Source organism: Citrobacter arsenatis (genome assembly GCF_004353845.1).
GTDB classification, from domain to species: domain Bacteria; phylum Pseudomonadota; class Gammaproteobacteria; order Enterobacterales; family Enterobacteriaceae; genus Citrobacter; species Citrobacter arsenatis.
Map to the genome: position 1 here is coordinate 4,030,100 of NZ_CP037864.1, position 13,507 is coordinate 4,043,606.

The window sequence follows — 13,507 nt, forward strand, 5'->3', positions numbered from 1 at the left end:
GCAATATGGATCTTAATAAAACACCACGCCTATTGATTATGATGTTCATACAATATTTCATGCAGGGTGCCTGGAATATGACCATGGGGTTGGTATTGAGCACCTATGGTATGGCGACAATTATTGGCTCGTCCTATGCTTTGCTTGGCCTGGCGACTATTCTTTCCCCGCTATTTATTGGCATGGTCGCCGACCGCTTCTTTTCATCACAAAAAGTCATGGCGATCCTGCATTTAATTAATGCTGGTGTACTGTTGTTTGTTCCGCAATTTATTGAGGCACAAAACACAGGTATGACGCTAACTATGATTTTCCTGGTTGGTCTGCTGTTTTATCCTACAACTGCGCTGGCGAACAGTATCAGTTTCAGCCACATTAACGGGGTAAAATACTTCCCATTTATTCGTGTATTCGGCACATTTGGCTTTATGGTCATCGGTTTTATCATTGGTGAAATGGGTTATTCTGGAAATACCATCACCTGGTATATTGCGTCGGCTTCCGGTGTCGTTCTCGGCCTGTACTGTTTTACGTTGCCAAATACCCCACCGAAAGCAAAAGGAAGCGTGTTTACGCTTCGCGATCTGTTATGTCTGGATGCTCTGGCGCTCTTCAAAGACCGCAGTTTCTCGGTTTTGATGCTCAGTATTTTTGTCCTGATGATCCCCAAAACGGCTTATTCCGCCTATATCCCGGTCTTTTTAAAAGCGCTTGGATTCGATAACGCCGCCTCAATGATGCAGGTTGGCATCGCCTGTGAAGTCATTTTCATGTTCCTGCTGTCGTTCTTCTTATTGAAAGCTGGCTTCAAAATCACGCTGATGTTAGGCGCAGTTTGCTGGATCATCCGCACACTATTATTTGCTAATGCCTCGCTGGATGCCAACATGATGTTTGTGCTGATTGGCCTGATGTTACAAGGATTCTGCTGGGACTTTTTCTTTACCGTGGGCGATATTTATGTTGACCGTAAAGCAGCGCCAGAGATTAAAGCACAAGCCCAAAGCTTGCGATTTATCGTCTCCAACGGCGTTGGTCTGCTATTTGCCTCCACCGTATGCGGGCAAATCTTTAATAACACCGTGACGGAACAAGGTCCAGAGGCGTTGCCACAATGGGAGACATTCTGGCTAGTTTCAGCAGGCGTTGCCGCAGTGGTCAGCGTATTCTTCCTGATTTTCTTCCGGGACGATATTTCGAAACGCAAAACGGATCTCACATTGAAAAAAGCAAACTCCTGATCGTTAAAGACTCTCTTATTAAGGTAATAGCATGGATAATCTGGCCGCCATCATCAATGAGCAAGGATTGTTGCCTTTAACTACGATCATCAAAATCAGTATTGCATTTATTCTGGGTGGCATTATTGGCCTGGAAAGAGAATCGAAAGGGAAACCGGTCGGCTTCAAAACCTGTGTTATTTTATCCGTAGCCAGCTGTGTGTTAACTGTCGTATCAATACAATCTGCTGAATACTATGCTGAAATTTCGATGAATATCCGTAGCGATCCTATGCGCCTGGCGGCTCAGATTATCAGCGGCGTTGGTTTTCTCGGTGCGGGAGTCATTCTGCACCGACACGACGATGCTATCTCTGGTCTCACGACTGCGGCAATTGTCTGGGCATCCGCAGGGGTGGGAATCACCTGCGGAGCCGGTTTTTATTTTCATGCTGTTTTTGCCACGGCTTTATTTTTATTAGCGATCAAACTAAGCCCATTCATTATTTTCTTACAAACCAGAAACCAGTTTCCCGGAAAAGTTAAAGTGCGGGTTATTCTTGATGAACGAGACGCTCTCGAAAGTCTGATAACCCGCATTCATCAACAGAAAAACATTATCGAAAACATCACGATCAGGGATATCAAGAAGGGCAAAATTGAGGTCAATCTCAAAATCGTAATTCGTCAAAAGATGACCTTGCCCGACTTATACCACGATCTGACCCATGTGGAACACGTCTGCGCCATCGCTCTGGAACATTAATATACCTTATCTTCCTCTTTAAAATCAGGGGCTTTCGCCCCTGAAATAGCCACTCAGTATCCATCCAGCCCCTAAATCCTCATTTTTTATAATGTTAAATAATTGTTGTTTTTGATCACAAATAATAAACAAACAAGCTCATTCTGTGCGCGTTTTTCAAAAATGTAGATATTTTTAATTTATGGCTACGAAACGAGCTGCGCCATATCTCCCTGACAATCTACTGAGAGGAACGATTTGATGAACGCACTGACTGCCGTAAAACCGAACGCTGAAGATCCAGCCAAGCACTACAGCGGCTTCACGCTGAAACCATCAGCCCAGTCCCCACGCCTGCTGGAGCTGACTTTTTCCGCTGAAACCACTGAGCAATTTCTGCAGGCCGTCGCGCAGTGGCCGGTGCAGGCACTGGAATACAAATCCTTCCTGCGCTTCAAAGTGGGCAAGATCCTCGACGACCTGTGCGGCAATCAGTTGCAGCCTCTGCTGCTAAAAACGTTGCTCGATCGTGCCGAAGGCGCACTACTGATCAATGCCGTTGGCGTGGACGATGTGGCGCAGGCAGAAGAGATGGTCAAGCTGGCGACGGCGGTCGCACATCTGATCGGACGCTCCAATTTTGATGCGATGAGCGGTCAATATTACGCACGTTTTGTGGTGAAAAACGTTGATAACTCAGACAGCTACCTGCGTCAGCCGCACCGTGTTATGGAGCTGCATAACGACGGAACCTACCTCGAAGAAATCACCGATTACGTGCTGATGATGAAGATTGACGAGCAGAACATGATCGGCGGTAACTCGCTGCTGCTGCATCTCGACGACTGGGAACATCTGGATCACTACTTCACCCATCCGCTGGCGCGTCGTGCTATGCGTTTTGCCGCGCCGCCTAGCAAAAACGTCAGCCAGGAGGTGTTCCATCCGGTGTTTGACGTAGACCAGCAAGGGCGTCCGGTAATGCGTTACATCGACCAGTTCGTCCAGCCAAAAGACTATGAAGAAGGCGTCTGGCTGAGCGATTTGTCCGATGCGCTGGAAACCAGCAAGAGCATTATTTCCGTTCCGGTTTCAGTGGGTAAATTCCTGCTGATCAACAACCTGTTCTGGCTGCATGGTCGTGACCGCTTCACCTCGCATCCTGACCTGCGCCGCGAACTGATGCGCCAGCGTGGTTATTTCGCTTACGCGACAAACCACTACCAGACCCATCAGTAAGCGCGAAGGAAAAAAGCGGATGTATGATTTTGTGATTATTGGCGGCGGCATTATCGGCATGTCGACCGCCATGCAGCTGATTGATGTCTATCCGGACGCCAGAATCGCGCTGCTGGAAAAAGAATCCGGCCCGGCTTGTCATCAAACGGGCCACAACAGCGGTGTGATTCATGCCGGGGTCTATTACACCCCCGGCAGCCTGAAGGCACAGTTTTGCCTGGCCGGAAATCGTGCCACCAAAGCCTTTTGCGACCAAAACGGCATCCGCTACGACGTCTGCGGAAAAATGCTGGTTGCCACCTCCTCACTGGAAATGGAGCGCATGCGTGCGCTTTGGGATCGCACCGCCGCTAACGGCCTGGAACGCGAATGGCTGAATGCGCAGGAGCTTCGCGAGCGTGAACCCAACATCACCGGGCTGGGCGGCATTTTCGTCCCGTCGAGCGGGATCGTCAGCTACCGCGAAGTCACCGCCGCGATGGCGAAGATTTTCCAGGCTAAAGGCGGTGAGATTATTTACAACGCCGAGGTCAGCGCGCTGAAAGAGCATGCTGCGGGCGTGATCGTCCATACCCGTCAGGGTCAGGAATATGAAGGGGCAACGCTGATTAGCTGTTCTGGCCTGATGGCGGACCGACTGGTGAAAATGCTCGGCGTTGAACCTGGCTTTATCATCTGTCCGTTCCGTGGGGAATATTTCCGTCTGGCGTCAGAACATAACCAGATAGTCAACCATCTGATCTATCCCATCCCCGACCCGGCGATGCCGTTTCTCGGCGTTCATCTGACCCGAATGATTGACGGCAGCGTGACGGTCGGTCCCAACGCGGTACTGGCATTTAAACGCGAAGGCTACCGTAAACGCGACTTCTCGCTCAGCGATACGCTGGAGATCCTCGGCTCTTCTGGTATTCGCCGCGTGCTGCAAAACAACCTGCGCTCAGGGCTTGGCGAAATGAAGAATTCGCTGTGCAAAAGTGGCTATCTGCGGTTGGTACAAAAGTATTGCCCGAGTCTGACGCAAAAAGATCTGCAGCCCTGGCCTGCAGGCGTGCGGGCACAGGCGGTATCACCTGATGGCAAGCTAATCGATGATTTCCTGTTTGTCACCACGTCCCGCTCAATTCACACCTGTAACGCACCTTCTCCGGCGGCAACGTCGGCGATCCCTATCGGCGCACATATTGTCAGCAAAGTTCATGCGCTGCTGGAGAACCAGAGTAATCCCGGACGCACGCTGCGTGCGGCACGTAGCGTGGAGACATTACACGCCGCATTCACCCGTTAACACGATTAAGACAGGAAGCAATTATGCAACTTAACGATCCAACCTTATTTCGCCAGCAAGCACTGATCGATGGCAACTGGCGTGACGCCAACAGCGGCGAAACCCTTGCGGTGACCAATCCCGCCAATGGTCAGCAATTGGGCAGCGTGCCGAAAATGGGGGCGGATGAAACCCGCGAAGCGATTAACGCCGCTAACCGCGCTCTGCCCGCCTGGCGTGCGCTCACTGCCAAAGAGCGAGCCAACATCCTGCGTCGCTGGTTCAACCTGATGATTGAGCATCAGGACGATCTCGCCCGTTTGATGACCCTAGAACAGGGTAAACCGCTGGCGGAAGCCAAAGGCGAAATCACCTATGCCGCCTCTTTTATTGAGTGGTTTGCCGAAGAAGGCAAACGCATTTATGGCGATACGATCCCAGGCCATCAGGCTGATAAACGACTGATCGTCATCAAACAGCCGATCGGTGTTACCGCCGCAATTACGCCGTGGAACTTCCCGGCGGCGATGATCACCCGTAAAGCTGGCCCAGCGCTGGCGGCAGGTTGCACGATGGTGCTAAAACCGGCCAGCCAGACCCCCTACTCCGCACTGGCGCTGGCAGAGCTGGCCAATCGCGCCGGGATCCCGGCTGGCGTATTCAGCGTGGTGACCGGTTCTGCGAGCGCAGTCGGCAACGAGCTGACCGGCAACCCGCTGGTGCGCAAGCTGTCATTTACCGGCTCCACCGAAATTGGCCGTCAACTGATGGAACAGTGTGCCAAAGACATCAAAAAGGTGTCGTTGGAACTGGGCGGCAATGCGCCGTTTATCGTCTTTGACGATGCCGATCTCGATAAAGCCGTGGAAGGCGCGCTGGCATCGAAGTTCCGTAACGCCGGGCAAACCTGCGTCTGCGCCAACCGCCTTTACGTGCAGGACGGCGTGTATGACCAGTTTGCCGAAAAACTCGAGCAGGCGGTAAGCAAGCTGCGCCTCGGCGATGGTCTGCAACCTGACGTCACCACCGGGCCACTGATCGACGAGAAAGCGGTAGCCAAAGTGCAGGAACATATCGCCGATGCCCTGGATAAAGGCGCACGCATTATCGCGGGCGGTAAACCTCACGCGCTCGGCGGTAACTTCTTCCAGCCCACCATTTTGGTAGATGTGCCTGACAACGCGAAGGTCGCCAAAGAAGAAACGTTCGGCCCGCTGGCTCCGCTGTTTCGTTTTAAAGACGAAGCTGACGTCATCGCTCAGGCCAACGACACCGAGTTTGGTCTGGCCGCCTATTTCTACGCCCGTGATTTGAGCCGCGTGTTCCGCGTTGGCGAAGCGCTGGAGTACGGCATCGTCGGGATTAACACCGGCATTATCTCCAACGAAGTCGCTCCGTTTGGCGGGATCAAAGCCTCCGGTCTTGGCCGTGAAGGATCGAAATACGGCATCGAAGACTACTTAGAAATCAAATACATGTGCATCGGCCTTTAATAAAACAAATACTGGAGAACACCTGATGAGCACCAACAAAGAACTTATGCAACGTCGCAGCAACGCCGTTCCCCGTGGCGTAGGCCAGATCCACCCTATTTTTGCCGAGCGAGCAGAAAACTGTCGGGTCTGGGACGTTGAAGGCCGTGAATTCCTCGATTTTGCTGGCGGTATCGCGGTGCTGAACACCGGCCACCTGCACCCGCAGATTGTCTCTGCGGTAGAGGCACAGTTGAAAAAGCTGTCCCATACCTGTTTCCAGGTACTGGCCTATGAGCCGTACCTGGAGCTGTGCGAAATCATGAACAAGAAAGTGCCAGGCGATTTCGCCAAGAAAACCCTGCTGGTAACGACCGGTTCTGAAGCGGTAGAAAACGCGGTGAAAATCGCCCGCGCCGCCACCAAACGCACCGGCACAATCGCCTTCAGCGGCGCTTACCACGGTCGCACCCACTACACCTTGTCGCTCACCGGGAAAGTCAATCCCTACTCAGCCGGAATGGGGCTGATGCCAGGCCACGTGTATCGCGCGCTATATCCTTGCCCACTGCACGGCATCAGCGACGACGATGCTATCGCCAGCATTCACCGCATCTTCAAAAACGATGCCGCGCCGGAAGACGTTGCCGCCATCGTGATTGAACCTGTCCAGGGCGAAGGTGGTTTTTACGCCGCCTCTCCTGCTTTTATGCAACGTCTGCGCGCCATTTGTGACGAGCACGGGATCATGCTGATTGCCGATGAAGTACAGAGCGGCGCGGGCCGTACCGGTACACTATTCGCCATGGAGCAGATGGGGGTTGCGCCCGATCTCACCACCTTCGCCAAATCCATCGCCGGAGGCTTCCCGCTGGCAGGCGTGACCGGACGCGCCGAAGTGATGGACGCTATCCCACCGGGCGGTCTGGGCGGTACTTATGCCGGTAACCCGATTGCCTGTGCCGCCGCGCTGGCGGTACTGAACATTTTCGAACAGGAAAATCTGCTGCAAAAAGCCAACGAGCTGGGACAAACCCTGCGCGAAGGCCTGCTGGCTATCGCGGAAACCCACCGCGAGATTGGCGATGTGCGCGGACTGGGCGCGATGATCGCTATCGAACTGTTCGAGGACGGCGACCATACGAAGCCCGATGCCAAACTAACCGCCGAAATCGTCTCACGTGCGCGCGATAAAGGACTGATCCTCCTCTCCTGCGGGCCTTACTACAACGTGCTGCGCATTCTGGTCCCACTGACCATTGAAGATGCGCAAATCCGCCAGGGGCTGGACATTATCGCTCAGTGTTTTGCCGAGGCGAAGCAGGGTTAACCCCCCGTATAAAAACGGGAAATTGTAGGCCGGATAAAGCGCAGGCGCTGCCATCCGGCAATGTTGTGATGCCCGGTGGCGCTACGCTTACCGGGCCTACGGGTAAGGTGCAGGAAGCGACGTCAATAACAATAATGAGGTTTAAAGATGGGGCAAGTGTCACAATCACATGATTTAGCAGGCGGGCTGAAATCTCGCCACGTCACCATGCTGTCTATTGCCGGGGTTATCGGCGCAAGTTTGTTTGTCGGTTCAAGCGTAGCGATTGCAGAAGCCGGTCCCGCAGTATTATTAGCCTATCTGTTCGCCGGATTGCTGGTGGTAATGATTATGCGCATGCTGGCCGAAATGGCCGTTGCCACCCCGGATACCGGTTCCTTTTCCACCTATGCCGATAAGGCCATCGGCCCATGGGCAGGTTATACCATCGGTTGGTTGTACTGGTGGTTCTGGGTGTTGGTTATCCCGCTTGAGGCGAATATCGCCGCCATCATTCTTCACTCCTGGGTTCCTGGCATTCCTGTCTGGCTGTTTTCTCTGGTTATCACGCTGGCATTAACCGGCAGTAATTTGCTGAGCGTCAAAAATTACGGTGAGTTCGAGTTCTGGCTGGCGCTGTGCAAAGTGGTTGCCATTCTGGCGTTTATAACCCTCGGCGCGGTGGCGATTAGCGGTTTCTATCCTTATGCCGAAGTCAGCGGAGTTTCGCGTCTGTGGGATCAGGGCGGCTTCATGCCCAACGGGTTTGGCGCAGTGATCAGCGCGATGCTCATCACCATGTTCTCCTTTATGGGCGCAGAGATCGTTACCATCGCCGCCGCCGAGTCCGATACCCCGGATAAGCACATCGTCCGCGCCACCAACTCGGTTATCTGGCGTATCTCCATCTTCTATCTGTGCTCTATTTTCGTGGTCGTGGCGCTGATCCCATGGAACATGCCGGGACTGAAAGAAGTGGGCTCGTACCGCTCGGTACTGGAGTTACTGCATATTCCGCACGCGAAACTGATCATGGACTGCGTCATTTTGCTGTCGGTGACCAGCTGTCTGAACTCCGCGCTGTATACGTCTTCGCGTATGCTTTACTCCCTGAGCCGCCGTGGTGATGCCCCCGCCTTTATGGGGAAAACAAACCGCAGTAAAACGCCTTATGTGGCGGTGCTACTGTCGACAGGTGCCGCGTTCCTCACCGTCATCGTCAATTATTACGCTCCGGCCAAGGTGTTTAAATTCCTGATCGACAGCTCCGGCGCCATCGCACTGCTGGTCTATCTGGTCATTGCCGTTTCTCAACTGCGGATGCGCAAAATCCTGCTGGCGCGAGGCGGTGAAATTAAACTGAAAATGTGGCTCTATCCATGGCTTACCTGGCTGGTCATCGCGTTTATTATCTTTGTGCTGGTGGTCATGCTGTTTCGCCCGGCCCAGCAGTTGGAGGTTATCTCTACCGGGTTGTTAGCCATAGGAATTATTTGCACCGTGCCCATTATGTCACGCTGGAAAAAACTGCTATCGTGGCAAAAAGCACCGTTGCAAAATACGCATTAAACCTGTTCCCGGCGCAGGCCGGGAAATCCGTTCAGGAGTAAGACCATGACCGCCATTCCCCAACCGACGGCCATTGATGGATACCGCTGGCTGAAGAACGACATCATCCGCGGTGTGTATCAGCCTGATGAAAAACTGCGTATGAGCCTGCTCACCTCGCGCTACGAGCTTGGCGTGGGACCGCTGCGCGAAGCACTTTCGCAACTGGTTGCTGAGCGGTTGGTGACGGTGGTTAATCAGAAAGGGTATCGTGTCGCCCCGATGTCCGAACAGGAGTTGCTCGATATTTTCGATGCCCGCGCCAATATGGAAGCCATGCTGGTTGCACTGGCGATTGAACGCGGCGACGATGCCTGGGAAGCTGAGATTCTGGCGCGGGCGCATATGCTCAGCAAGCTTGAAGCCATTGACGCCAGCGAACAGATGCTCGACGAGTGGGATCAGCGCCATCAGGCGTTTCACTCGGCAATTGTCGCCGGCTGTGGATCACAATATCTGCTGCAAATGCGCGAACGGCTGTTCTCTCTGGCGGCGCGCTACCGGTTTATCTGGCTGCGAAAAACGGTGCTGTCGGTCGAAATGCTGGAAGACAAACACGATCAGCACAAGACGTTGACCGAAGCGATTCTGGCACGCGATGCCGCGCGCGCCAGCGAATTAATGCGCCAGCACCTGCTGACACCCATTCCGATTATTCAACAGGCGATGTCCGGTAAATTACTGACGGAATAAGCCTGAATAATATTACTGCTCCGGAATACGTAAAACCTGCCCAGGATAAATTTTATCCGGGCTTTTCAGCATCGGTTTATTCGCTTCAAATATCTGGTTATACAGGTTGGCATTACCGTAAACCTGTTTGGCAATAGCACTCAGGGTATCCCCAGATTTCACGGTGTAAAACTGGCTTTCGCTCGCGGGCGCAGAGGTTGTAACCCGATCGTCGACGCTGGCGATACCGGAGATATTACCAATCGCAATCAGAATTTTTTCTTTCGCTTCCTGACTTAATCCATCGCCAGAAACGGTGGCTTTGCCTTCGTTGATTTCGACGTTCACTTTATCCGCATCCGGGATGCCGGTTTTGTTCAAATGCTCCTGTACCTTTTTTGCCAGATCGGCTGTGTCATGGTTTCCAGTGACCGCATCCCACAGTTTTTCACCCGCATCTTTTACAAAATTGAAGAGTCCCATATCCACCTCGATAATTAACAATCAACACCCAAAAGTGTAGCAGAGGAGAAAGGAGCACAAAGAAAACGGCGCCCAGGCGCCGTAGAAGAAAGGGGATTAATTACGCGTCTGTACCCAGAAGGCGTGGATCAGACCAGGGATGTAACCCAGCAGCGTCAGAACGATATTAAGGATAAACGCCCAGCCGAATCCTTTTCCCAGCAGTACGCCAAGCGGGGGCAGAATAATAGTAAAAACGATTCTCCAGAAACCCATACAAACTCCCTACAAGCAAAAAGTTAATCATTGTGTATACCCTAAATAATTCGAGTTGCAGGCAGGCGGCAAGAGAGTAAGTCCCGATGAGCTTACTCTGGTAAGTGATTCGGGTGAGCGAGCGCAGCCAACGCACATGTAACTTGAAGTATGACGGGTATTAAAAGAGATTTAATCTCTAAGAGTAGCCATTCTACTCAACTCTGCCAGCCTTCCCCTGTGGTTTTACCCTCTTTTACGCTCTTTACGCTGGCGTACGTTGATTTTTTATTTTAGTATTTACTTAATTTAGATTATGCTTAAATACATATGACAGAACTTGAACAACTCCAGGCCAGCTCTGAACAGGCTGCCGCCCTGCTCAAAGCGATGAGTAACCCGAAACGGTTGCTGATTTTGTGCATGCTCTGCGGTTCGCCCGGTACCAGCGCGGGCGAGTTAGCCCGGATTACCGGCCTTAGCCCTTCCGCCACTTCACAGCATCTGGCGCGTATGCGTGAAGAAGGTCTGATTGAAAGCCAGCGCGATGCCCAGCGCATCCTCTACTCGATTAAAAATGCGGCCGTAAATTCGCTGATCGCCACATTAAAAACACTGTATTGCCCATAAGGAGCCATCATGACCATTGGGACGATTTCCCCGCGCGAGGCGCAGACACTGGTCGCGCAAGGCGCAAAACTGATTGATATCCGCGATGCTGACGAGTATCTGCACGAGCATATTCCTGAGGCACACCTGGCGCCGTTACCCACGCTTGAACAAGGATCGCAGCCTGCAAATTTACGCGCCGAGCAGATAATTTTTCACTGCCAGTCAGGCAAACGCACACAAAACGCGGCGACAAAACTGAGCGATATTGCTGCGCCTGCGCAAGTCTGGTTGCTGGCAGGCGGAATTGACGGCTGGAAAGCCGCAGGATTGCCGGTGGAAAAAGACAGTTCACAGCCGTTACCGCTGATGCGTCAGGTGCAGATAGCCGCAGGCAGCCTGGCCTTACTCGGGGTCATTCTGGGCTATAGCGTTAGCAGCGTCTTCTTCCTGCTGAGCGGTTTTGTCGGCGCCGGGCTGATACTCGCTGGCGTGACCGGCTTTTGCGGTATGGCGCGGTTGCTGGACAAAATGCCCTGGAACCGGCGTACTCATTAAGCGGTAATCATTGAAACAGCGCTGTACCCGCCGATTGACGTGATCTATGGTGAGTTGTGCGATAAATAAAGGAGAGCAATATGTTTCAACCTGGCGATCTGGTTCAACCACGTATGGGCGGACCCAAACTGAAAGTTATCGAAGTCAATGGCGATCAAATTGTGGCGGTACAAGCCAGTAATGAAAACGGTGATAAATTCACGCTGAAAGCAGCTGACGTGACGCGATATACCGAAGAGGGTGATTTCGGCGTTTGCTGAAAATAAGCGGTGAGGACCCCCTCACCGCCTTCGTAATTAGATCAAAAAGTCATCAAGAGATTTACCGGCAGCCAGCGCCTGGGCAATTGGCTTCGGCGTGCGACCTTGCCCGGTCCATGTTTTTGTTTCACCATTGAGATCGGTAAAACGATATTTCGCCGGGCGCGGTTGGCGTTTTTTAACTGAACGCGCCGTGGCAGGCGTTATGCTCAGCAACTCTTCCGGACTGATCCCGTCGGCCTGCATCTGCGCCAGCAAGGCATTAATTTTTTCCTGCTGTTCTGCACGTTGGCGCTGTAGCTGTTCTTCTTCATCACGGCGTTCTTTGGTCACTACCCTGAATTTTTCAAGCATATCTTCGAGTACATCAACGGAAAATTCACGAGCCATTGCACGCAGCGAGCGGATATTATTTAAGTTTTTTAACATTGAACTCATATTAACAAAACCTCTTTAACGTAAAACATAAAAACGGTATTACGCTAAATATTGTATGCAACTGGTTATTATATTTCCAGTCTAATTTCTCTGAATATTATTATACAAATAGCCATCTTTGATATTTATAGCATCCATTTTACTATCATCCATACAATATATTCTGTTACCCGGACTGCCACCAGAAATATACCTATAAGGTATCTCAGCGCGTCACTTGAGAAACAGGCCGTAGTATCGTGCGGAACCGACAAGTATACATATTGTACATTAGTCAACATTCAGAAAAGGAGCGCAAAAAATCCAGAAAAACAAATCCCTATAACCCATTGATATAAAATAGCTTTAATGAACACAGCAACGAAAACACCAAAACGAACAAAAAACAAACCAACACAGAGCATTTTATCGACAAAAAGGCAATAAATAAAAATTTCAAGCTAGTTGCCAGTTATTATCCAGCCAGATATCCTATTCAAACGCGAAAGCAACAAGACAAATCACTAGCAAGAAGGTATTCAAAACCTTTTTTCCCCTTTTTACAAGGAGCATTAACATGTTCTCTCCGCAGTCACGCTTGCGTCATGCAGTAGCAGACACGTTCGCGATGGTTGTTTATTGTTCTGTCGTGAACATGTTGATCGAAATATTCCTTTCCGGAATGAGCTTCGAACAGTCACTGTATTCCAGATTAGTCGCTATCCCTGTCAACATACTGATCGCGTGGCCATACGGTATGTACCGCGATTTGTTTATGCGCGCGGCACGTAAAGCCACGCAGGCTGGATGGGCAAAAAACCTGGCGGACGTGCTGGCTTATGTCACCTTCCAGTCGCCGGTATATGTGATTATTCTGTTGACGGTTGGCGCAGACTGGCACCAGATTACGGCTGCAGTAAGTTCGAACATCGTGGTATCAATGCTGATGGGCGCAGTCTATGGCTACTTTCTTGATTATTGCCGCCGCCTGTTTAAGGTCAGCAGCTATCACCAGGCTAAAGCCTGACAGGTCTCTTCGCGACTGGCACTGCCAGTCGCATTATTAGTTTGAGCTAACGTCGCCAAACAACCCACTCAGATAACGCTCAAGCGCAATTCGCGAACTAAAGCCGTGTGGAATACCATAATGTTCATGCGTCTCTCCGGCTAAATACAGCGGGAATTGCTGGTAGTGATCGCAGGTTTTAATATCCGTCGCCGGTTCCGCCAGCGAAGAGCTGCGCTCTTTTAACGTGGGATGGATAACTAATGCGGTACGTCCCATGCGTGCTTCACGGTTAACGTACACATAATTTTCACCACGACGATAGCCGTACGTTTTCTGCGTCACAACATCAACGGTAAAGCCCACTTTTTCAAGTACGCGCGCCACCTCATCAGGTCGTAAATACAT

Annotated in this window: 16 protein-coding genes; 12 read left to right on the top strand and 4 right to left on the bottom strand. The window is 51.7% G+C overall.

What is annotated here, in order from left to right; all coding sequences use genetic code 11:
* Nucleotides 1-5 precede the first annotated feature (5 nt).
* The 8 genes from E1B03_RS20400 (at nt 6) to csiR (ending at nt 9,553) form a co-directional block, all read left to right on the top strand.
* Entirely contained in the window at nt 6-1,241 is a 1,236-nt protein-coding gene (locus E1B03_RS20400; RefSeq protein ID WP_043017297.1) for an MFS transporter, read from the top strand.
* A gap of 31 nt (nt 1,242-1,272) precedes the next feature.
* A complete protein-coding gene (locus tag E1B03_RS20405; RefSeq protein WP_103769240.1) occupies nt 1,273-1,986 on the top strand; it encodes an MgtC/SapB family protein in 714 nt (237 codons plus the stop codon).
* 240 nt (nt 1,987-2,226) lie between these two features.
* Nucleotides 2,227-3,204, top strand: coding sequence for a glutarate dioxygenase GlaH (glaH, locus tag E1B03_RS20415; protein WP_133086819.1), 978 nt, complete (start codon nt 2,227-2,229; stop codon nt 3,202-3,204).
* A gap of 19 nt (nt 3,205-3,223) precedes the next feature.
* Nucleotides 3,224-4,492, top strand: a complete 1,269-nt coding sequence (lhgO, locus tag E1B03_RS20420) for an L-2-hydroxyglutarate oxidase (RefSeq protein WP_133086820.1) — start codon at nt 3,224-3,226, stop codon at nt 4,490-4,492.
* Nucleotides 4,493-4,515: 23 nt separating this feature from the next.
* Nucleotides 4,516-5,964: an NADP-dependent succinate-semialdehyde dehydrogenase gene (gabD, locus tag E1B03_RS20425; RefSeq protein ID WP_103769237.1), complete on the top strand. Its 1,449-nt coding sequence runs from the start codon at nt 4,516-4,518 to the stop codon at nt 5,962-5,964.
* 25 nt (nt 5,965-5,989) lie between these two features.
* Nucleotides 5,990-7,273 (top strand): 4-aminobutyrate--2-oxoglutarate transaminase, encoded by a 1,284-nt coding sequence (gabT, locus tag E1B03_RS20430; RefSeq protein ID WP_133086821.1) that lies wholly within the window; start codon nt 5,990-5,992, stop codon nt 7,271-7,273.
* Between the two features lie 147 nt (nt 7,274-7,420).
* Nucleotides 7,421-8,821: a GABA permease gene (gabP, locus tag E1B03_RS20440; protein WP_103769234.1), complete on the top strand. Its 1,401-nt coding sequence runs from the start codon at nt 7,421-7,423 to the stop codon at nt 8,819-8,821.
* A 45-nt stretch (nt 8,822-8,866) separates the two neighbouring features.
* On the top strand, nt 8,867-9,553 hold the full coding sequence (gene csiR / locus E1B03_RS20445) for a DNA-binding transcriptional regulator CsiR (RefSeq protein WP_133086823.1): 687 nt from the start codon (nt 8,867-8,869) through the stop codon (nt 9,551-9,553).
* A gap of 12 nt (nt 9,554-9,565) precedes the next feature.
* Here the strand turns inward: csiR and lysM are convergent, their stop codons facing one another.
* Both lysM and E1B03_RS20455 read right to left on the bottom strand, forming a co-directional pair.
* Entirely contained in the window at nt 9,566-10,015 is a 450-nt protein-coding gene (gene lysM, locus E1B03_RS20450) for a peptidoglycan-binding protein LysM (RefSeq protein WP_103769232.1), read from the bottom strand.
* A 96-nt stretch (nt 10,016-10,111) separates the two neighbouring features.
* Nucleotides 10,112-10,270 carry a YqaE/Pmp3 family membrane protein gene (locus E1B03_RS20455; protein ID WP_038632951.1) on the bottom strand — a complete coding sequence of 53 codons (159 nt, stop codon included), beginning with the start codon at nt 10,268-10,270 and terminating at the stop codon, nt 10,112-10,114.
* A gap of 309 nt (nt 10,271-10,579) precedes the next feature.
* Here E1B03_RS20455 and E1B03_RS20460 point away from each other — a divergent pair, with 309 nt between their 5' ends.
* The 3 genes from E1B03_RS20460 to E1B03_RS20470 all read left to right on the top strand — a co-directional run bounded on the left by E1B03_RS20460 (nt 10,580) and on the right by E1B03_RS20470 (nt 11,676).
* Nucleotides 10,580-10,879, top strand: coding sequence for an ArsR/SmtB family transcription factor (locus E1B03_RS20460; protein ID WP_133086824.1), 300 nt, complete (start codon nt 10,580-10,582; stop codon nt 10,877-10,879).
* A gap of 9 nt (nt 10,880-10,888) precedes the next feature.
* A complete protein-coding gene (locus E1B03_RS20465; RefSeq protein WP_133086825.1) occupies nt 10,889-11,416 on the top strand; it encodes a rhodanese family protein in 528 nt (175 codons plus the stop codon).
* An 80-nt stretch (nt 11,417-11,496) separates the two neighbouring features.
* Nucleotides 11,497-11,676: a hypothetical protein gene (locus E1B03_RS20470; RefSeq protein WP_103769229.1), complete on the top strand. Its 180-nt coding sequence runs from the start codon at nt 11,497-11,499 to the stop codon at nt 11,674-11,676.
* A gap of 36 nt (nt 11,677-11,712) precedes the next feature.
* Here E1B03_RS20470 and stpA read toward each other — a convergent pair whose 3' ends face one another.
* Nucleotides 11,713-12,114 carry a DNA-binding protein StpA gene (stpA, locus tag E1B03_RS20475; protein WP_103769228.1) on the bottom strand — a complete coding sequence of 134 codons (402 nt, stop codon included), beginning with the start codon at nt 12,112-12,114 and terminating at the stop codon, nt 11,713-11,715.
* Nucleotides 12,115-12,670: 556 nt separating this feature from the next.
* Between stpA and alaE the strand changes: the two genes are divergently transcribed.
* Complete coding sequence (gene alaE / locus E1B03_RS20480; RefSeq protein ID WP_003037259.1) at nt 12,671-13,120, top strand: L-alanine exporter AlaE; 450 nt, start codon at nt 12,671-12,673, stop codon at nt 13,118-13,120.
* A gap of 36 nt (nt 13,121-13,156) precedes the next feature.
* Here alaE and E1B03_RS20485 read toward each other — a convergent pair whose 3' ends face one another.
* Nucleotides 13,157-13,507 carry a DUF2002 family protein gene (locus tag E1B03_RS20485; RefSeq protein WP_016154145.1) on the bottom strand — a complete coding sequence of 117 codons (351 nt, stop codon included), beginning with the start codon at nt 13,505-13,507 and terminating at the stop codon, nt 13,157-13,159.

Coding starts and splice junctions, on each gene's coding strand:
- E1B03_RS20400 (WP_043017297.1), top strand. CDS start 6: ATGGATCTTAATAAAACACCACGCCTATTGATTATGATGTTCATACAA.
- E1B03_RS20405 (WP_103769240.1), top strand. CDS start 1,273: ATGGATAATCTGGCCGCCATCATCAATGAGCAAGGATTGTTGCCTTTA.
- glaH (WP_133086819.1), top strand. CDS start 2,227: ATGAACGCACTGACTGCCGTAAAACCGAACGCTGAAGATCCAGCCAAG.
- lhgO (WP_133086820.1), top strand. CDS start 3,224: ATGTATGATTTTGTGATTATTGGCGGCGGCATTATCGGCATGTCGACC.
- gabD (WP_103769237.1), top strand. CDS start 4,516: ATGCAACTTAACGATCCAACCTTATTTCGCCAGCAAGCACTGATCGAT.
- gabT (WP_133086821.1), top strand. CDS start 5,990: ATGAGCACCAACAAAGAACTTATGCAACGTCGCAGCAACGCCGTTCCC.
- gabP (WP_103769234.1), top strand. CDS start 7,421: ATGGGGCAAGTGTCACAATCACATGATTTAGCAGGCGGGCTGAAATCT.
- csiR (WP_133086823.1), top strand. CDS start 8,867: ATGACCGCCATTCCCCAACCGACGGCCATTGATGGATACCGCTGGCTG.
- lysM (WP_103769232.1), bottom strand. CDS start 10,015: ATGGGACTCTTCAATTTTGTAAAAGATGCGGGTGAAAAACTGTGGGAT.
- E1B03_RS20455 (WP_038632951.1), bottom strand. CDS start 10,270: ATGGGTTTCTGGAGAATCGTTTTTACTATTATTCTGCCCCCGCTTGGC.
- E1B03_RS20460 (WP_133086824.1), top strand. CDS start 10,580: ATGACAGAACTTGAACAACTCCAGGCCAGCTCTGAACAGGCTGCCGCC.
- E1B03_RS20465 (WP_133086825.1), top strand. CDS start 10,889: ATGACCATTGGGACGATTTCCCCGCGCGAGGCGCAGACACTGGTCGCG.
- E1B03_RS20470 (WP_103769229.1), top strand. CDS start 11,497: ATGTTTCAACCTGGCGATCTGGTTCAACCACGTATGGGCGGACCCAAA.
- stpA (WP_103769228.1), bottom strand. CDS start 12,114: ATGAGTTCAATGTTAAAAAACTTAAATAATATCCGCTCGCTGCGTGCA.
- alaE (WP_003037259.1), top strand. CDS start 12,671: ATGTTCTCTCCGCAGTCACGCTTGCGTCATGCAGTAGCAGACACGTTC.
- E1B03_RS20485 (WP_016154145.1), bottom strand. CDS start 13,507: ATGTATTTACGACCTGATGAGGTGGCGCGCGTACTTGAAAAAGTGGGC.